Origin of the sequence: Azospirillum agricola, assembly GCF_020005195.1 — a bacterium.
GTDB lineage: Bacteria > Pseudomonadota > Alphaproteobacteria > Azospirillales > Azospirillaceae > Azospirillum > Azospirillum agricola.
Genome location: NZ_JAIFZR010000002.1, coordinates 346,197 through 363,775 on the forward strand (window position 1 = coordinate 346,197; position 17,579 = coordinate 363,775).

The 17,579-nt window shown below is 70.7% G+C and carries 19 protein-coding genes; 8 read left to right on the forward strand and 11 right to left on the reverse strand.

Annotation, left to right across the window (positions count from 1 at the left end; genetic code table 11):
- Positions 1-31: 31 nt before the first annotated feature.
- Positions 32-1,204 carry a mandelate racemase/muconate lactonizing enzyme family protein gene (locus JN22_RS04415; protein WP_085552766.1) on the reverse strand — a complete coding sequence of 391 codons (1,173 nt, stop codon included), beginning with the start codon at positions 1,202-1,204 and terminating at the stop codon, positions 32-34.
- Between the two features lie 112 nt (positions 1,205-1,316).
- On the opposite strand from JN22_RS04415, the gene JN22_RS04420 reads away from it, so the two are divergent.
- From JN22_RS04420 to JN22_RS04430, 3 genes are all read left to right on the forward strand, one after another.
- On the forward strand, positions 1,317-2,306 hold the full coding sequence (locus tag JN22_RS04420; protein WP_223677565.1) for a LysR family transcriptional regulator: 990 nt from the start codon (positions 1,317-1,319) through the stop codon (positions 2,304-2,306).
- A gap of 145 nt (positions 2,307-2,451) precedes the next feature.
- A complete protein-coding gene (locus JN22_RS04425) occupies positions 2,452-2,682 on the forward strand; it encodes a hypothetical protein (RefSeq protein WP_085552767.1) in 231 nt (76 codons plus the stop codon).
- Between the two features lie 85 nt (positions 2,683-2,767).
- Positions 2,768-3,343, forward strand: coding sequence for a hypothetical protein (locus JN22_RS04430; protein WP_085552768.1), 576 nt, complete (start codon positions 2,768-2,770; stop codon positions 3,341-3,343).
- Positions 3,344-3,398: 55 nt separating this feature from the next.
- On the opposite strand, the gene JN22_RS04435 is transcribed toward JN22_RS04430, so the two are convergent.
- The 5 genes from JN22_RS04435 to JN22_RS04455 all read right to left on the reverse strand — a co-directional run bounded on the left by JN22_RS04435 (position 3,399) and on the right by JN22_RS04455 (position 7,436).
- The gene (locus JN22_RS04435; RefSeq protein ID WP_223677566.1) at positions 3,399-3,797 is read right to left on the reverse strand and encodes a hypothetical protein; all 399 of its coding nucleotides are present in this window, start codon (positions 3,795-3,797) and stop codon (positions 3,399-3,401) included.
- Between the two features lie 21 nt (positions 3,798-3,818).
- Positions 3,819-4,373: a hypothetical protein gene (locus JN22_RS04440; protein ID WP_179166037.1), complete on the reverse strand. Its 555-nt coding sequence runs from the start codon at positions 4,371-4,373 to the stop codon at positions 3,819-3,821.
- An 83-nt stretch (positions 4,374-4,456) separates the two neighbouring features.
- Positions 4,457-5,251 carry a phosphatase PAP2 family protein gene (locus JN22_RS04445; protein WP_085552769.1) on the reverse strand — a complete coding sequence of 265 codons (795 nt, stop codon included), beginning with the start codon at positions 5,249-5,251 and terminating at the stop codon, positions 4,457-4,459.
- Between the two features lie 23 nt (positions 5,252-5,274).
- Positions 5,275-6,234 carry a D-2-hydroxyacid dehydrogenase family protein gene (locus JN22_RS04450; protein ID WP_085553415.1) on the reverse strand — a complete coding sequence of 320 codons (960 nt, stop codon included), beginning with the start codon at positions 6,232-6,234 and terminating at the stop codon, positions 5,275-5,277.
- Between the two features lie 221 nt (positions 6,235-6,455).
- Positions 6,456-7,436 carry a phosphoribosylaminoimidazolesuccinocarboxamide synthase gene (locus JN22_RS04455; RefSeq protein WP_085552770.1) on the reverse strand — a complete coding sequence of 327 codons (981 nt, stop codon included), beginning with the start codon at positions 7,434-7,436 and terminating at the stop codon, positions 6,456-6,458.
- Positions 7,437-7,528: 92 nt separating this feature from the next.
- Between JN22_RS04455 and JN22_RS04460 the strand changes: the two genes are divergently transcribed.
- The gene (locus tag JN22_RS04460) at positions 7,529-8,302 is read left to right on the forward strand and encodes a 4'-phosphopantetheinyl transferase family protein (protein WP_085552771.1); all 774 of its coding nucleotides are present in this window, start codon (positions 7,529-7,531) and stop codon (positions 8,300-8,302) included.
- On the opposite strand, the gene JN22_RS04465 is transcribed toward JN22_RS04460, so the two are convergent.
- The gene (locus tag JN22_RS04465; RefSeq protein ID WP_085552772.1) at positions 8,286-10,118 is read right to left on the reverse strand and encodes an FHA domain-containing protein; all 1,833 of its coding nucleotides are present in this window, start codon (positions 10,116-10,118) and stop codon (positions 8,286-8,288) included. The genes JN22_RS04460 and JN22_RS04465 overlap by 17 nt on opposite strands.
- A gap of 396 nt (positions 10,119-10,514) precedes the next feature.
- Between JN22_RS04465 and JN22_RS04470 the strand changes: the two genes are divergently transcribed.
- Positions 10,515-11,168 carry a chemotaxis protein gene (locus JN22_RS04470; protein WP_085552773.1) on the forward strand — a complete coding sequence of 218 codons (654 nt, stop codon included), beginning with the start codon at positions 10,515-10,517 and terminating at the stop codon, positions 11,166-11,168.
- A gap of 38 nt (positions 11,169-11,206) precedes the next feature.
- Entirely contained in the window at positions 11,207-12,187 is a 981-nt protein-coding gene (locus tag JN22_RS04475) for an endonuclease/exonuclease/phosphatase family protein (protein ID WP_085552774.1), read from the forward strand.
- A gap of 10 nt (positions 12,188-12,197) precedes the next feature.
- On the opposite strand, the gene JN22_RS04480 is transcribed toward JN22_RS04475, so the two are convergent.
- The 3 genes from JN22_RS04480 to JN22_RS04490 form a co-directional block, all read right to left on the reverse strand.
- Entirely contained in the window at positions 12,198-12,503 is a 306-nt protein-coding gene (locus JN22_RS04480; RefSeq protein ID WP_085552775.1) for a hypothetical protein, read from the reverse strand.
- Positions 12,504-12,506: 3 nt separating this feature from the next.
- Positions 12,507-13,529, reverse strand: coding sequence for an ABC transporter substrate-binding protein (locus JN22_RS04485; RefSeq protein ID WP_085552776.1), 1,023 nt, complete (start codon positions 13,527-13,529; stop codon positions 12,507-12,509).
- Between the two features lie 115 nt (positions 13,530-13,644).
- On the reverse strand, positions 13,645-14,871 hold the full coding sequence (locus JN22_RS04490; protein WP_085552777.1) for a Bcr/CflA family multidrug efflux MFS transporter: 1,227 nt from the start codon (positions 14,869-14,871) through the stop codon (positions 13,645-13,647).
- A 240-nt stretch (positions 14,872-15,111) separates the two neighbouring features.
- On the opposite strand from JN22_RS04490, the gene JN22_RS04495 reads away from it, so the two are divergent.
- A complete protein-coding gene (locus JN22_RS04495; RefSeq protein ID WP_085552778.1) occupies positions 15,112-16,101 on the forward strand; it encodes a BMP family lipoprotein in 990 nt (329 codons plus the stop codon).
- A gap of 30 nt (positions 16,102-16,131) precedes the next feature.
- On the opposite strand, the gene JN22_RS04500 is transcribed toward JN22_RS04495, so the two are convergent.
- The gene (locus tag JN22_RS04500) at positions 16,132-16,323 is read right to left on the reverse strand and encodes a hypothetical protein (RefSeq protein WP_085552779.1); all 192 of its coding nucleotides are present in this window, start codon (positions 16,321-16,323) and stop codon (positions 16,132-16,134) included.
- Between the two features lie 188 nt (positions 16,324-16,511).
- Here JN22_RS04500 and nadA point away from each other — a divergent pair, with 188 nt between their 5' ends.
- Entirely contained in the window at positions 16,512-17,564 is a 1,053-nt protein-coding gene (gene nadA, locus JN22_RS04505) for a quinolinate synthase NadA (RefSeq protein WP_085552780.1), read from the forward strand.
- The last annotated feature ends 15 nt before the right edge of the window (positions 17,565-17,579 follow it).

Sequence of the window (17,579 nt, forward strand, 5' to 3'; positions counted from 1 at the left end):
ACGAACAGGAGGGGGCTGGAGAGCCGGGCCGTCAGCCCTGCGTTTCCAGCAGGCCGCTCATCGTCGCGAACAGCTCCGACTTGGCCTCGAATCCGACGCCCGGCAAGTCGGGCAGGCGGACGCGCCCGTCCTCCACCGCGATGCCGTCGGCGAAGCCGCAGAAGGGCTTGAAGACGTCGGGGTAGGATTCGTTGCCGCCCAGATGCAGGCCGGCGGCGATGTTCAGCGACATCTGGTGGCCGCCGTGCGGCACCACCCGGCGGCTCGACCAGCCATGCTCGGCGAGCATGTCGAGCGTCCGCAGATACTCGACGAGTCCGTAGCTGAGCGCGCAGTCGAATTGCAGCCAGTCGCGGTCGGGCCGCATGCCGCCGTGGCGGATCAGGTTGCGGGCGTCCTGGTGGGAGAACAGATTCTCGCCGGTCGCCATCGGCCCGTCGTAATGGTTGGCCAGTTCGGCCTGGAGGGCGTAGTCGAGCGGGTCGCCCGCCTCCTCGTACCAGAACAGGCCGTAGGGCTTCAGCGCCTCGGCGTAGGCCACGGCGGTCTTCAGGTCGAAGCGGCCGTTGGCGTCGACGCAGAGGTTGGCGCCCTCGCCCACCACCTCCAGAACGGCGTCGATGCGGCGGAGATCCTCGTCCAGCCCGTTGCCGATCTTCATCTTCACGACCTTGTAGCCGCGGTCCCGGTAGCTGCGCATCTCGTCCTGGAGCGCCTTGGTGTCCTTGCCGGGGTAGTAGTAGCCGCCGGCCGCGTAGACCCACACGCTGTCGTCGGCCACCCCGGCGCGGTAGCGGTCGGCCAGCAGCCGGTAGAGCGGCTTGCCGGCGATCTTCGCCACGGCGTCCCACACCGCCATGTCGATGGTGCCGACGGCGACCGAGCGCTCGCCATGGCCGCCCGGCTTCTCGTTGGTCATCAGCCGCGCCCAGATGCGGAACGGGTCGAGGTTCCCGCCCGACTCGTCGAGCAGGCTGTCGGCCGGCGCGCTCATCAGGCGGGGGATGAAGCGCTCGCGCAGCAACCCGCCGGCGGCGTAGCGCCCGTTGGAGTTGAAGCCGTAGCCGATCACCGGCTTGCCGTCGCGCACCACGTCGGTCACCACCGCGACGACGCTGCACGTCATCTGGCTGAAATCGATGTAGGCGTTGGCGATGTCGGACCTGATGCCGGCGGTCTTCTCGCGGATCTCGACGATGCGCATGGCGGTTCCCTGGGGCTGGCGGTGGAGAGCGGTGATGGCTGTTGCGACACTCTAGGGATGGACGGCCCCGCCCGGCCAATGCCAGAGTCGGAACGCGTTATGTCCGTTCGGCATGGTGATGGAACTTTCCTGGCTCGACGACTTCCTGGCGCTGGTCGACAGCGGCAACTTCTCCCGCGCGGCGGAGGCCCGCCACCTGACCCAGCCGGCCTTCAGCCGCCGCATCCGCGCGCTGGAGGACTGGGTGGGAACGCCCCTGTTCGACCGCGCCGGCCAGCCGGTGGCGCTGACCGAGGCCGGGCGGCGCTTCCGCCCCTTCGCCGACGAGACGGCGCGCCGCCTGCTCCAGGGCCGCGAGGAGGCGCGGCTGGCCGCCCAGACGGAGGCTGCGACCCTGCGCTTCGCCGCCACCCACGCGCTGTCGCTGACCTTCTTCCCGCATTGGCTGCGGACGCTCGAGTCGCGGGCGCGGCTGGGCGCGATCACGCTGGCGTCGGACAGCCTGGAGGCCTGCGAGCGCATCATGCTGGCCGGGCAGGCGCAATTCCTGCTGTGCCACGCGCACGCCCAGTCGGCCGCCGCCGGACGGCTCGACGCCGACGCCTTCCGCTCGGTGGTGGTCGGGTCGGACCGGCTGGTCCCGGTGACCGCTCCCGACGGCGCGGGCGCGCCGCGCCACCGCCTGCCAGGCGGCGACTCGGCGCCGCTGCCGCATCTCTCCTACAGCCGCGAATCGGGCATGGGCCGCATCCTGGAGGCGGTGCGGGCGTCGTCGCCGGTGCCGGCGGTGCTGGACACGGTGTTCACCTCGCACCTCGCGGCGGTGCTGCGGACGATGGCGCGCGACGGGCGGGGCGTGGCGTGGCTGCCGGAAAGCCTGATCGGCGAGGATCTCGGGCGCGGCGCGCTGGTGCCGGCCGGGGAACCGCACTGGAGCGTTCCCGTGCAGATCCGCCTGATCCGCCCCCGCTCACGCCAGAGCAAGGCCGCCGAGAATTTCTGGACCCTGGCGGTGGAGGCGGCGCTGTGGCGCAACGCCGATCCCGCCGCCGACAGCGCTCCGGTTGCCCATCCGGAGCCGGTTGCCGAAAAAGAGTTGTGATCGTTGCGGTTTCCAGTGAAACGGCGGTTGACAAACCGGAAACCCGACGTTCGAGGAGTCGATTTCGGTGGCGCTTCCCCTTTCGATCGGGCAAAATTTGCCTATTGAAAAAATCAGGGCTGCCCCGGCAGCCGGAGGAACCATCATGGGCGTCAGCGGCATCGGCGGTATCGGCGGCTACCAGCAGCCCTACACCACCCCGCTCAGCAGCGGTCCAGCGGCCGCGCAGCGATCGACCTCCCCCGTGGAGACCGCGCAGGAGGAGGAGGCGGAACGCACCCGCCGCACCCAGGAGGCGCAGAACAGCACCCAGAGCGGCTCCTCGGGCGGCAACACGACGCCGACGCGCGGCCAGAACCTGAACATCACGGTCTGATCGGCAAGGATCCGTTTCCAGCGCTCTGCCGGGGACCGGCGGCGACCACCGACAACCACCACAATGGCCAAGGCGGGAGGCACCGATGGACATCCGCAGCGTTTCCGGCGCAGCGCCAAACCGGCCGGCGGCTTCCCAGACGCCCGAGACCGTGGTGGAAAACGCCGATCGCGTGGCGTCCGACCCTTCCTCTTCCGCCATGACCGGCGCCAAGACCAGCGGAGTCGGCGGCTACATCAGCCCCTTCCTGCGGTACGACCAGGGGGCGCGGGTCGCCGTTCTGCTGTTCCGCGACATCGACACCGGCGAAACCCAGGACCAGATCCCCTCCCAGCGCGTGGTCGAGGAATACCGCCGCACCGCCGGCCGTCTGTCGCCGACCACCGGGAGCGACGGCAGCATGGCGACCAATGCGGGGGCGGGCCGCGATGGAGCCGCATCCGCTTTCGGCACCGGAAGCACGGGAACCGGCACGGCGGCGAACCGCGGGATATCCTTCGCCTCGTTCGGTGCGTCCGCTTCCGCCGGCGCCAGCCCGGGAATCTCCGGGACCGGCGGCTCCGCCCCCGGTCCGGCGGCCTCCGGCGCCGTCCCGCCGCCGCTGGCGGGAGGCGGCGGGGGAACGGCCTCGCCGGGCGGTCTGGTTTCGGTGACGGTGTAGGCGAACCGCTCGGCTCTGCAAAAGTCGGCCCGGAAAAACCCTGCCGTGCGACCGCTCACCCCCGCGCGGGCCCCTCGGAGGGCGGCTCGGATGCCGCACCGCCGGCCTTTTCCTGCTCCACCACCTCCAGAATGCGGCGCAGCGCGGCGGCCGAGATCGGCGACTCCATGGTCAGGCTGTCGGCGAACTTGCGCAGGGCGCCGATGCTGCGGCGCTTGACGACGTGATCCTCGTCACCGTCCCGGATGGGCTCGACCACCGGCCCCTTGTAGAAGCTGCCGCGAAAACCCCATTGCCGCCGGCCGTCGGCCCGCCATTCGGTTCCGTCGGACAACACCATGCAGCGATTGTCGTGGGTGTAGCGCTCCACCGTCGCGATGGATTGCGGGCCGGACTGTCCGCTGTGGATGGTCACGCGGTCGCCGACACGGAAGCTGGCGGCTGTGATGGTCAAAATGCTGTCTCCCGACTCAGGTCAGGTCGCGCGGGGCAGCCGCACGCCGGGGCGAAGCCCCCTGTCGTATCCCACATCCGGGGCGGTTTCGGGAAGCGCCCGCTGGGTCTCGACCGCCGCCCTCAGGCGATCCTTCGCGGCGTCCCGGCTGTCGGGCGCCGCGCCGCCAGCGGCCTTCGGCCCGATCTTCGCGCCCGAAGGCCGCAACCCGTTGAGCGCGGCAAGGAAGCTGGAGCCCGCCGACTTCACCGTCTTCACCGTCGGCCGGATGGGAAGCGGCGGAATGTCCAGAGCCGGAATCTCCACGGTCGTGGCGTCGGCGCGGCCGGCGCGAACCTGTGCATGAGCCTCCGCCTTGGCGCGCTCGACGATGCGGATTCGCAGTTCCGGCTCCAGGGTCTTGAAGACACGCGCGGCCTCCTTCAACTCCCGCTCCGACCGGGAATCGGCGGCGCGGTTCAGCGCGTTGGCCAGCATGCGGAACTCCAGAACGCCGGGAACCCGCTCGCGCTCGACGGCGCGGGCAAGCACGGCGATGGCTTCCAGGGTGTGGTGGTCGAGTGTCGCGGAAGCCATCGATTGGGGGGCTGGTTGTTCGTGGGCGCAGTATCGACAGGCACGGATCGCCGTTCAACCGATCTTTGCACCGAGGGGCGGCTCTATCTCCCCGACGAGGCGTTCTTCACCGACAGGACGGGCCGCGCCCGGCCAGCCGGCTCCTCCCCGTCCTCATGGCTCCGGTCCTGCTCCACGGCACCGCGCCGTTGCAGCCACTCGGCGACGATCCAGCACAGCGCCGCCCAGGCGGCGCCAATGCACCAGCCGGCCAGCACGTCGGTCGGCCAATGAACCGCCAGATAGACCCGGCTGGCGCCGATCAGCAGGGTCAGCAGCATGGCCCAGATCAGAAGATAGGCCTTCACCCGCCGCCCGGCGACGAACTGGGCCAGCAGGGCGCCGATCGTCAGGTAGACGATCGCCGACAGCATGGCGTGGCCGCTGGGGAAGCTGGCGGTGACGACGAGGTCGCCGTGCGGCACCAGATCGGGCCGCGCCCGCCCGATCATCGCCTTCAGGCTCGAACTCAGCGCCATGCCGCCGCCGACCGACACGAGCACCAGCAGCGCCGCCGCCCGCTTGCGCAGCAGCAGCAGGAAGCCCAGCGCCGCCACCGTGGTCAGGGTGAGGATGGTCGTGCTGCCGAGCGAGGTGAGGTCCCGCGCCATCCGCGCCAGCCACCAGGGGCCGCCGGGCTGGTCCGGGTCGGCCGCGTCGCGCATCGCCAGCAGCAGCGCCTTGTCGAAGGCGAGCGTGTCGCCCTCCACCACCTCGCCGGCCAGTTCGACGAAGGCGAAGAGAAGGCCGGCGATGAGGGAGAGCCCGAGAAGAAGGCCGAGCTGATGCCGGCCGAGCCGTGCCCAGAACCCGTTTTCCAACCGATCCTTCCAGCCCACCGGCGCCCTCCCTGCGTGTCGGTCTACCCCGCCGTCAGCAGGCGCCGCGGCGTCCCGGCGCTCCAGGCCAGGATGTCCTCCAGGGCGTCGCGGTAATAGACCGCGTAGTTGTCCTTGGTGACATAGCCCAGATGGGGCGTCAGCACCGTGTTGGGAAGATCGAGCCAGGGGCTGTTCGCCGAAAGAGGCTCGACGGGAAAAACGTCGAGTCCGGCACCGGCGATGCGTCCGTCGCGCAGCGCCGCCATCAGCGCCGTCTCGTCCACCAGCCCCGCGCGCGATGTGTTGACGAACAGGGCGGTCGGCTTCATGACGGCGAACTCGTCGGCGCCGACCACCCCGCGCGTCCGCTCGCCCAGCACCAGATGGACGGAGATCACGTCGGCGGTGGCGAACAGGTCGCGTTTCTCCAGCCGGGTGACGCCGGCCGCCGCCGCGCGCTCGTCGGTGAGGTTGGGGCTCCAGGCCGCCACCTCCATGCCGAAGGCCTGCCCGACGCGGGCAACCTGCGTGCCCAGCTTCCCCAGCCCGACCAGCCCGAGCCGCCGGCCCTCCAGGCTGCCGGTCAGGCCGGTCTGCCAGCGCCCCTCGCGCAGCGCCCGGTCCTCGGCGGGGATGCGCTTGACCAGGGCGAGGATCAGGCCCCAAGCCAGTTCGGCGGTGGGGGCGCCGACCGCCCCGGTGCCGCAGACGGTCACGCCACGCGCCGCGCAGGCGGCGAGATCGATGGCGTTGTTGCGCATGCCGGTGGTGACCAGCAGCCTCAGCTTCGGCAGGCGTTCGATCAGCGCCGCCGGGAAGGGCGTGCGCTCCCGCATGATCACCAGCGCCTCGAAGGGCGCCAGCGCCGCCGCCGCCGCGTCGAGGTCGCCGAGCGGCCGGTCGAACACGGTCAGGCCGCTGCCCGCCGGCAGCCGCGACCAATCGGCGAGATCGCGGGCGACCTTCTGGTAGTCATCGAGAATGGCGACGGAGAGGGACATCGGCTCGACCTCGTGCAAGGGGAGATCAATCGGTGCGGGCGGAGCGGGCCGGTTCCCTGAGCGCCGCCCTTCTCCCTTCCGTCATGGCCGGACTCGCCCCAAGCCATCCACGGGCGAACCCGTCCCGGCGGTTCGCGGCCGTGGATGCCCGGCGCGAGGCCGGGCATGACGTCGTGTGGAGAAGGCGGGGAGCCGCCGGTCGGACGGGCTCCGGAACCGCGTCACGTCGTGAAGTAGGGCGCCAGATTCGCGCGGATGCGCTCCAGCACCGGCACCGCCTCGGCGGGGACGTCGAAGGGGCGGCCGGTGATGGTCTCGCCCGCCTCGATGTAGACCTTGGCGGCCTGGAGCACCACCTCGCCGGGGATCTCCGGCAGTTCGTCGGCGTAGGGGTCGCAGCGCGCGGTCACCCAGCTCCGCACGAAATCCTTGTCGAAGCTCTCCGGCCGCTCGCCGGCGGCGAAGCGCTCCGGGTAGCTGCCGGCGAACCAGTAGCGCGAGCTGTCCGGCGTGTGGATCTCGTCGGCCAGCAGGATGTTGCCGTCCGCGTCGAATCCGAACTCGTACTTGGTGTCGACCAGAATCAGGCCACGCTCCGCCGCCATCGTCTGGCCGCGCGCGAACAGGGCGAGCGCCTTGTCCGACACCTCGTCCCACTGGGCGCGGGTCAGCAGGTTCTGCTCGACGATGGCGGCGGCGGTCAGCTCCTCGTCGTGGCCGGCGTCGAAGGCCTTGGTCGTCGGCGTGATGATCGGCGCGGCGAGCTTCTGGTTCTCGCGCAGCCCGTCGGGGAAGCGGTGGCCGTACATCTCGCGGCGGCCCTTCTTGTACATCGACCAGATCGACGTGCCGGTGGTGCCGGCCATGTAGTCGCGGACGACGACCTCGACCGGCATGATGGTCAGCCGCTTGGCGACCACGACGTTGGGGTCGGGGTATTCCAGCACATGGTTGGCGCAGATGTCCTTGGTCGCCTCGAACCAGAAGCGGGCGGTCTGGGTCAGCACCTGGCCCTTGAAGGGAAGCGCCGTCAGGATGCGGTCGAAGGCCGACAGCCGGTCGGTGGTGATCAGAATGCGCCGCCCGTCGGGAAGGTCGTAGTTTTCCCGCACCTTCCCACGGTAATGATTGGGAAGCTCCGGAATGGAGGCGTCCTTCAGGACGTTGGTCAGGTGCGGGGCAAGCAGGGCGGTGTCAACCATGGGGCACGAATCCGGCAGAACAAGAGGGCGGCATGATACCCGAAACCTCGCCGGGAGCCAGGACGCTAATTTCCAAGGGAGGAACGCTTCGCATGCATGACGAGGCCTATGGCGGCTACGACCTGCCGCCCCGGACCATCCGGGTGTGGTTCGCCGACCTGCGCGCGCTGGGCGGCCGGCTCCCGTCGCTGCGCGCCCTGCTGAGCGACGACGAGATCGAACGGGCCCAGCGCTTCACCATGGAGCGGCTGACCAACCGCTTCATCCTGCGGCGCGGGCTGCTGCGCGTCCTGCTCGGGCGCTGCGCCGGCCGGGCGCCGGAGAGCCTGCGCTTCGACTATGGCAGCCATGGCAAGCCCTCGCTGCCCGGCGGCCCCAGCTTCAACCTCGCCGACAGCGAGGATTCGGTGGCCATCGCGGTGGCGGCGGAGGGCCGGATCGGCGTCGACATCGAGCGGCTGCGCGAGGTCGAGAGCGCCGACGGCATCGCCGACCGCTTCTTCCACGTGTCCGAGAACGCCGCCCTGCGCGCCCTGCCCCCGGAGCGGCGCGACGAGGGCTTCCTGCTGGCCTGGACCCGCAAGGAGGCCTTCATCAAGGCGGCGGGAATCGGGCTGTCGATGCCGCTCGACCAGTTCGCGGTGTCGGTGACGCCGGGCGCCCCGGCGGCGGTGCTGGCGGTCGACAAGGCCCTGCGCGGCGACGCCGGCCGGCCGGAGGACTGGTCGCTGTTCGACCGCCGGGTCCTGCCCGACACGGTGGCGGCGGTGGCCGCGCACGGCACCGGCTGGACCGTCGAAACCCGGCTGGTCGGAGAGGCTCTCTTCACGGGCGCGGCCGCGCCGCAGGTCAGCGCACCGTCCTGACCTCCCAGCCGATGCGGGCGGGCTGTTCGCCGAGGTCGAGCGAACCGATGACGATCTCGCCCCGTCCGGACAGCGGCGCCTCCTCCCCCTGCTTGAGCAGGCGGGAGTCGCCGCCGGCCGGCATCAGCCGGGTGCCGTTGCGGCTGAGATCCTCGACCAGGCAGGCGCCGTCGCGGATGCGGATCGCCGCGTGCCGGCGCGACGCCGAGGCGTGGTCGAGCACGATGGCGCAGTCCGACGCACGGCCGACGACGATCTCCGCCCCGTCCTCCGCCAGGGTCGCAACGCGCCCCTGGTAGCTCACCGTCACGACGGGCCGGCCCGGCCGCGGGGCGCTGATCTCCAGCGTCTCGTTCTGGCGCAGCCCCGGCGGCAGGGTCAGCGCCCGCTGCTCGTCCGGGATGGCGGCGATCTTGGCGATCAGGCCTTCCGCCAGCGCGCGCGGAATGCCGGCGGCGCGCAGCCGCCGCCCCAGCCCGTCGCGGACCTCCTGGACCGAGACGCCGGGCGCCGCCAGCTCGGCGGCCGACTTCACCCGGCCGAACTCGTCGGCGACGCGCTGGATGAGGAAGCTGATCTTGCGCCGGCCATAGTCGCCGGTCGCGAGATCCAGCAGGTAGCCCAGCCGCGCCGCCGTCGAGTCGAGCCGGCCGGCCAGACGCAGCACCGTGTCCTCGAACGGACAATCCTGGCCGCCGACGCCCCAGACGGTCTTGCCGCGCTTGGTCAGCGCCTCCGCGATGCCGGGGCCGCCCAGGAAACCGTCGAAGGACACCATCCCGTCGGCGATGGCCTGGAACGCCCTGGCCTCGCTGGCCGGACCGGTCTTGGTCAGCGGGTTCAGCCCCTCCAGCCCGCCCCGGACGCGGCGCAGCAGGGCGTCGCGCACCTCGCGGAAGCCGCCGCCGCCGACCGCGCCGGACAGGGCCAGAAGCGGATCGGTGTTGGGCAGACGGTCGTCGAGATCGCCGCGCAGCACCGCCAGCAGCGACAGCAGCGCCGAACCGAGATCGGGCGCGTAGCCGATCAGGGCGCGGATCGGCTCGCGGCCGTCGATGATCTCCGCCAGGAACTCGTCGGCCAACCGCGTGCTCTCGGCGTCGCCCTCCTGGTGCAGGCGCAGGATGGCGGCGGTCTTGGCGCCCCATTCCCGGTGCGGCTCCAGCAGCGTCCCGACGGCGTGGGTGACGATGCGGTCGCGTTCCTCCGGCGGGCGGCCGACCAGCGCCGCCAGCAGCCCGCCGACACCGCCGCGCGCCAGCGCCTGGTCGTAGGGGGCGAGGCTGTCGCCCTGCTGTGCCAGTTCCTTCAGCGCCGTGAACAGGCGCAGGAGCTGGTCATGGCGCTCGTGCGGCTTCTGCCCGGCCATCGGCGCCTGGATCGTCGCCAGCCGGCTGACCGCCGGGTTGAACAGCAGCGCCTCGCGCTCGAAATGGCGCAGCGGGTAATAGCGGTGGAGCTGCTCCGCTGGAATGACGCCCTGGTCGTCCCAATAGCCGCGCAGCAGCCGCAGCAGGGTCATCCGGCTGTCGAAGGAGAAGACGCGCAGGACGTCGGTGCAGAGATTGGCCTCGCTGATCGGCGAGATCGTCGTCAGCCTCTCGCCGCCGGCCGAGGCCTTCTGGAAGATGGTTTCCTCCCGCCCGGCGCCATTGACGCGGACGATGCGGACCACCGGGAACTTCGCGAGACGCAGCAGATAGTTGGCGCGCTCCGTGGCGGCCTTCTCGTCGTCGAAGACGCCGTCGATGTTGGGTTTTCCGCCCTGCTCGACCACCACCTCGAAGCGCGTCTCGCGCCGTTTGGACATCGCCATAGCGCCCCCTCGGCCGGCGTGGCACCCCGGCTACGTTCCCTGCCCCGTTTTCCAGCGCCATATCCTTTGAAACTTTATGGCACGCCGGATGAAGCGACGGCAAGTCTCCGTCCCCGTCCCGGCCCGGGGCGGCGCATCGGAAACGCGACGCCACCCGCCACAGCCGCCCGGCGCGAGAAGCCGGCGCAAGAAAAATGCCGGCCGATGGACAGGAAATACAACATTGACGGGTGTAAATTCTCCCACCGCAGCCGGAACGGGGCTTGAATATATCCATGATTCAGATCCGGGAATAAGCTGGATTGGCAAAGACGCCGTTCCGCCATAGGTTGATGTCGACACTCACCGAACCCGCCTGCCTTCATCAGACCGCCGAAGCCGAGGACCGTTGCCCCGATGCCGCCCGACCCGTACCGGACGTCACACCCCGCGCGCAGTTTCCTGCGGCGATCCCTGGAACGGCAGGACATCGCCGCCAACCGCTACCACGACCACCGGCTGGGCGCCGAGATCGTCAACATCGTCGTCGGCGGCTGCGTGGTCAGCGACGATCCCAACGTGATCGTGACCACCACGCTCGGCTCCTGCGTCGCCGCCTGCCTCTACGACCCGGTGGCGGGGATCGGCGGCATGAACCATTTCCTGCTGCCCGACGCCGGGCTCGACACGCTGTCGCTGGCGTCGCGCTACGGCAGCGCCGCGATGGAGCAGCTCATCAACCGTCTGCTCTCGGCGACGGCGCGGCGCGAACGGCTGCGCGCCAAGATCTTCGGCGGCGCCAACGTCAACCTGATGACGCTGCCCGGCTCCAACATCGGCGAGCGCAACGTCGAGTTCGTCATGGAGTATCTGGCCACCGAGGGCATTCCGACCCTGAGCTGGGACGTCGGCGGTTCCACCCCGCGCGCGGTGCGCTTCTTCCCGACCACCGGGCGCAGCCAGCGCCGGCTGATCGGCGGCGAGACCCTGCGCGACGTCGCCCGCAGCGAATCCTCCTTCATCGAACATCTGCGCCGCAGCGAGATCGAGGGCGAGGTCGAGCTGTTCTGACCGGGGTTGCCTCACGGAGGCGTCGTGGAGAGACCGAGATGGCCGAAACCCTGTTCCGCATCGCCAGCTTCAATCTGGAGAATCTCGACGACGACACCGCCGATCCGCCCTTCGAGGCGCGGATCGCCACCCTGCGGCCCCAGTTGGAGCGGCTGGCCGCCGACATCCTGTGCCTTCAGGAGGTCGACGCCCAGCACCCGGTGAAGAGCGAGCCGCGCGTCCTGCGGGCGCTCGGCCGGCTGCTGGAGGGCACGCGCTACGCGGATTTCCACGTCACGGCGGGCGACGGCGCCACCCCGGCCGACCGCCACAACCCGGTGGTGGTCAGCCGCTGGCCGATCAGGGCGGCGCGCCTGCTGCGCCACGATCTGGTGCGGCCGCCGCAAATCCGCTTCGCCACCGCCGACCCGGCGCAGGACGCCCCGGCGGAGGTCGAATGGGACCGCCCGGTCCTGCACGCCGAGGTGACGCTGCCCGACGGGCGGGCCCTGCACGTCTTCGACCTGCATCTGCGCTCGCCGCTGGCCGCTCCGGTGCCGGGCCAGAAGGCGGGCGCCTTCACCTGGAAGACGGCGGGAGGCTGGGCCGAGGGCTTCTACCTCGCCTCGGTCAAGCGCGCCGGACAGGCGCTGGAAACCCGGCTGGCGGTGGATCGGCTGTTCGACGCCGATCCCGACGCGCTGGTGGTGGTGGCCGGCGACTGCAACGCCGAGCTGGAGCAGACCCCCGTGCGCATCCTGCGCGCCGACCCCGACTTCACCGGCAACGAGGAGCTTGCGGCCCGCGCCCTGATCCCGCTGGAACAGCAGCTTCCCGAGGAGCGCCGCTTCTCGGTGCTGCACGGGGGCACCCCGGTGATGCTCGACCATCTGCTGGTGTCGCGGAGGCTGGCCGGCTGGTTCCGCGAGGCCGAGATCCACAACGAGACCCTGCGCGACGAGGTTCTCCAGGCGACCGACACGCCGACGCCCGAGAGCCACCACGCCCCGCTGGTCGCCAGCTTCGCCCTGCCGGGGTGAACCCTCCCCGTCACGCCCGCATGTAGCCCCAGCCCTCGGCCTGCGCCTCGGCGATGTCGAGCACGCCCGCCTCCACCACCGTCAGGCCCGGCGCCGTCCGGCCGAGCCTGGCCAGCGTGTTGCCGCACAGGCGCAGCAGCGGGTCGGTGTCGGAATCGGGCCGGTCGAGCGCCGCCGCCACCGCCTCGGCGTTGGCGACGATGCGGATGGCGGCGTCCGGCCGCGCCTTGCGCAGGTTGGCGGCGTTGCGCCGCGCCCGCTCCAGCGCGGCGGCGGTGGGGGCGTGGATGACCAGCCTCAGGGGAACATCGGCCACCGCTCAGCCCGCCTTCGCCGCGTCGTGGAAGGAGAAGTCGAACAACGCGTCGATGTCCACCGGGTCGGTGATCTGCCCGAGCCCCTGCTGGAACGCCTGCATGCGTCGGGTCGACTCGACGATGGCGCGGGGATCGTCCACGAAGTTCGTCGCCTCGGAGGTCAGGGCCGCCCGCATCACCGCCGGCTCGACCAGCCCCTTGCCGATGGCGGCGGTGACATGCTCGGCGGTGCGGTCCGGATTGGCCTTGGCGAAAGCGGTGGCGCGGACGTGCAGCCTGACCAGCGCGGCGACGGCGGCGCGGTCGCGGGCGATGGCCGCCTCGGTCACGGCCAGGACGGCGCCGGGCTGCTGGGGGAACATCGTGCCGGCGCGGGCGACGATCCGCGCGTCGGGCAGGCGGGACTGCACCAGGGTCAGGGTCGGCTCCAGGATCGAGGCGCCGTCGACCGCGCCCGACAGCAGCGCCTGCTGCACCTGCTCGTCGCCCATGCCGACGATCTGGATGTCGGCGGCCGGAATCCTTGCGACCTCCGCCGTCCAGTGGCGCAGCACCGTGTCGGGCACCGAGCCGGCGGGCAGCGAGGCGATCTTGGCCGGACGCCCCTGCGCGGCGCGGAACGCCCTGAAGCCATCCGCCGGACCGGCGGCCCCGGCGACCGCCTCGGCGAGCGGGCCGCGGCCGATCAGGGCGACCTGATCGATCACGTTGGCGGCGACCACCTTCAACGGAACCCCCTTCGAGCGCGCGATCATCGCCGGACCGATCCCGACATAGGCGACGTCGAGCGTGCCCGACGCGAGCGCCTGGATCATCGCCGGCCCCGACTGGAAGCCGGTCGTCGTCAGCTCCAGCCCGGCCTCCTTCGCCCAGCCTTCGCCGGAGAGCACGTAGAGCTGGGTCATCGGAATGATCGGGATGTAGCCGACCCGCAGCGTCGTCGCCGCGCGGGTCGGGTGCGGAAGGGCGGCGCTTCCAGCCAGGGCGGCAGCGGAAAGCAGCAGGGTGCGGCGGTTCAAGGGCATCGTCTGGTTTCCCGGTGGACTTTGGAAAACACCCTAGGACGGCGGCCTTGGGAAATCAATTCACGCCATGGATAAAAACACACCACCAAAACAACATGGAAAATTCGTTTTTAGTCTACGGCGCCACGGCTCCGGCCCCCCGACGCACCAGCGACAGGTTCAGCGCCAGACTGACGACGGCGGAACCGCCGATCACCAGCGCCATCGGCATCGCCGTGCCGTCGGCCGTCAGCCCGACCACCCAGCCCGCCAGCGCTCCCGTGCTGAACTGCAACATACCGGCGAGCGCCGAGGCGGTGCCCGCCATCTGCGGGAAGGACTGCATGGCGCCGGCCATCGCGTTGGCGTTGGTCAGCCCGGTCAGCGCCATGAACAGGAACAGGCAGCCGACCAGCCCCCACAGACCGCCCCAGCCCTCCAGCGCGACCACCGCCAGCAGCAGGCCGCTCGCCGCCGACAGGGCGGTGCCGGCCCGCAGGATGCGGTCGGAACCGAAGCGCATGACGATGCGGCTGTTGACCGTGTTGACCAGGATCATGCCGACGATGTTGATTCCGAACAGATACCCGTAATTCTCCGGCCGCACGCCGAACAGCTCGATGTAGACGAAGGGCGAGCCGGAGATGAAGGCGAACATCCCCGCATAGATGAAGGACGACCCCACCGCGTAGCCGAGATAGGCGCGGTTGGTCAGCAGCCGGCGATAGGATTGCGCCAGCACCATCGGGCGCAGGCTGGTGCGGTTGCCGGCCGCCAGCGTCTCCGGCAGGGTGAACAGCGCCAGCATGGCGACGGCGCCGAAGATGGCCTGCGCCCAGAAGATCCAGCGCCAGTCGGCCCAGACCAGGATCTGCCCGCCGATCAGCGGGGCGATGATCGGGGCGGCCCCCATCACCAGCATCATCATCGACAGGGTGCTCGCGGCGCGATCGCGCTCGAAGACGTCGCGGATCATCGCGCGGACCAGCACCGGCCCGGCGCAGGCGCCGAGCGCCTGGACGAAGCGCCAGAGGGCGAGATGCGCGATGTCTCCGGTCAGCGAGCAGCCGACGCAGCCGACGGCATAGAGCAGGATGCCGGTCGCCACCGGCCCGCGCCGGCCGAAACGGTCGCCCAGCGCCCCCCACAGGAGCTGCCCGACGCCGAAGCCCAGGAAGAAGGCCGACAGGGTCCACTGCACCTGGCCCTGGCTGGCGCGCAGATCCGCCCCGATCGCCGGCATGCCCGGCAGATACATGTCGGTCCCCATCGGACCGAAGGACATCAGGACGCCGAGGGCGGCGATGAAGAAAGGGCTGTGCGCGGGCGACAGGGAACGGACGGCGGCAAGGCGCGCGAGCATGGTGTGTCCGGTTTGGATGCTTGGGGGAGGACGGAAGGGTGGGAGTCCGAAGCATTCAGGCTGAGCCTTTTCCGCAACCTCACAAAGCCCCGTCTCGGCATGGCTGATCTGCCGAACGGGCAACGGCCAGGCGGGTGGCGACCGCCCATGACGGTTGCGCCACGCGAATCACCTATGCGTTCAGGGGCTTTTCGCGTCTAGACTTCCACATTGACCGCCGAACCCGCCGAAGGCCGCTCCATGATGGCTTGCTCCCGCCGCTCGGTCCTGACGCTGGGTGCCGCCGCCCTCGCCGCGCGCGCCCTCCCGGCTCGGGCCGAGGGCTTCACCCCCGGCCTCGTCTACGCGGTCGGGCAGAAGTTCGACAAGAGCTTCAACGAGGGCGCCCATCTCGGGGCGGAGCGCTTCAAGGCCGCGACCGGAATCCCCTACCTCGAATACGCGCCGGCCAGCCCGGCCCAGTTCAACCAGGCGGTGGCGTCGCTGCTCCGCCGCAAGGCCACCGACGTGGCGGCCATCGGCTTCTACTACGCGACGGCGCTCACCGCCCTGGCCCCGAGCCATCCGCAAGTGCGCTTCACCCTTGTCGACGGGGTGGCGGAGGGGCCGAACATCCGCTGCGTCACCTTCAAGGAACAGGAGGGCGCCTTCCTGGTCGGGGTGCTGGCGGCGCTGGCCTCGAAGACGGGAACGGTCGGCTTCATCGGCGCCCTCGACATCCCGCTGCTGCGCAAGTTCGCCGCCGGGTTCGAGCAGGGCGCCCGCCACGCTCGCGGCGACGTGAAGGTTCTGGTCAATTTCGTCGGCACCACGCCCGCCGCCTTCAACGACCCGACGAACGGGGCGGAGGTCGCACGCGCCCAGTTCCAGCGTGACGCCGACGTGGTGTTCGCCGGGGCCGGAGTGTCGAATTTCGGCATCTTCGCGGCGGCCAAGGACGGCGGCCGGCTGGCCATCGGGGTCGACGGCAACCAGAACCACCTCTATCCCGGCACCATCCTGACCTCGATGCTGAAACGGGTCGATCTGGCGGTGGAGGCCAGCTTCCAGGCCGGCCGACAGGGCGTCTGGAGCGCCGGCGGCCGGGCGCTGGGCCTGGCGGACGGCGCCGTCGATTACGCCGTCGACGTGAACAACCGCGAGCTTCTGACGCCGGTCATGCTGGCCCAGGCGGAGGAGGCGCGCCGCGCCATCATCGCCGGCCGCATCCCGGTCGCCGACGGAAGCTGAATCCCGCGCCCCGGCCATCACCGGCATCCATCAGCGCTCCGCCTTCGAGCGGCCTTCCGTGCCGGTGAAGTCGCGATGGGCGATCGACGCCTCCTCCCCGACACGCGCGCTTGACGTGGCAAAGGCCTCATCCGCCGAACGGTCGAGCAGTTCCGGCAGCACGACCCGCGCCCCGGCCGCCAGCACGACGATGGCCGCCAGGGCCGTGACGAAGGCTTTCATCCCCACCTCTCCTTCCAAGACCTGCGGTCCGGCCAAGACCCGCGATCCGGTCGCCGCGGGCTCCTGACGCGCCTGGACCTGACAACAGCCGGTCTGGGCGATTGTTTCCAGCCTCCGCTTTTTTCCCCTTGATATGCTCTAACAGAGCACATAGTGTTTTGCTCGAAACGAGCATTTTGGAGCGAACGATGCCCGACGCCGCCGGCCCCGCCCAAGCGCCCCGCGACCTCCGCGCCGCCCCCGGCGACCTCGCCTACACCCCCGCCGTCGCCGAGGCCACGGCGCCCATCTACGAGCGGATGAAGCGCGTCGTCCCCGCCATCGAATGGCCGTTCCACGCCCCGCTGATCCACGCCATCAACGCGCTGAAGCGCGAGCGGAACGCCGTCGTCCTCGCCCACAACTACCAGACGCCGGAGATCTTCCACGGCGTGGCCGACATCGTCGGCGACAGCCTGGCGCTGGCCGCCAGGGCGACGCAGACCGACGCCGACGTCATCGTGCTGGCCGGCGTGCATTTCATGGCGGAGACGGCCAAGCTGCTGAATCCGTCCAAGACGGTGCTGATCCCCAGCCGCAACGCCGGCTGCTCGCTGGCCGACTCGATCACCGCCGCCGACGTGCGGCTGCTGCGCGAGGCGCATCCCGGCGTGCCGGTCGTCGCCTACGTCAACACCTCGGCCGAGGTGAAGGCGGAGGTCGACATCTGCTGCACCTCCGGCAACGCGGTGGAGGTGGTGGAATCGCTCGGCGTCGACCGCGTGCTGTTCCTGCCCGACGAGTATCTGGCGAAATACGTCGCCACCCAGACCAAGGTCGAGATCATCGCCTGGAAGGGCCATTGCGAGGTCCACGAGCGCTTCACCGGCGCCGAGATCGACGAGTTCCGCCGGCGCTTCGACCGGCTGACGGTGATCGCCCACCCGGAATGCCCGCCCGACGTGCTGGCCGCCGCCGATTTCGTCGGCTCGACCGCCCGGATGATCGATTTCGTGGCCGGGGAGAAGCCGCCGCGCGTCCTGATGGTCACCGAATGCTCGATGAGCGACAACGTCGCCGCCGCCTCGCCCGACACCGAGTTCGTGCGCCCCTGCAACCTGTGCCCGCACATGAAGACGGTCACGCTGGCCGGCATCCTGGAGGCGCTGCAAACGCTGGAGCCGCGCGTCGAGATCGCCCCGGAGCTGGCCGACCGCGCCCGCCGCTCGGTGGAGCGGATGCTGGCGGTCAAGCCGCGGTGAGCTTCACGCCCTCGC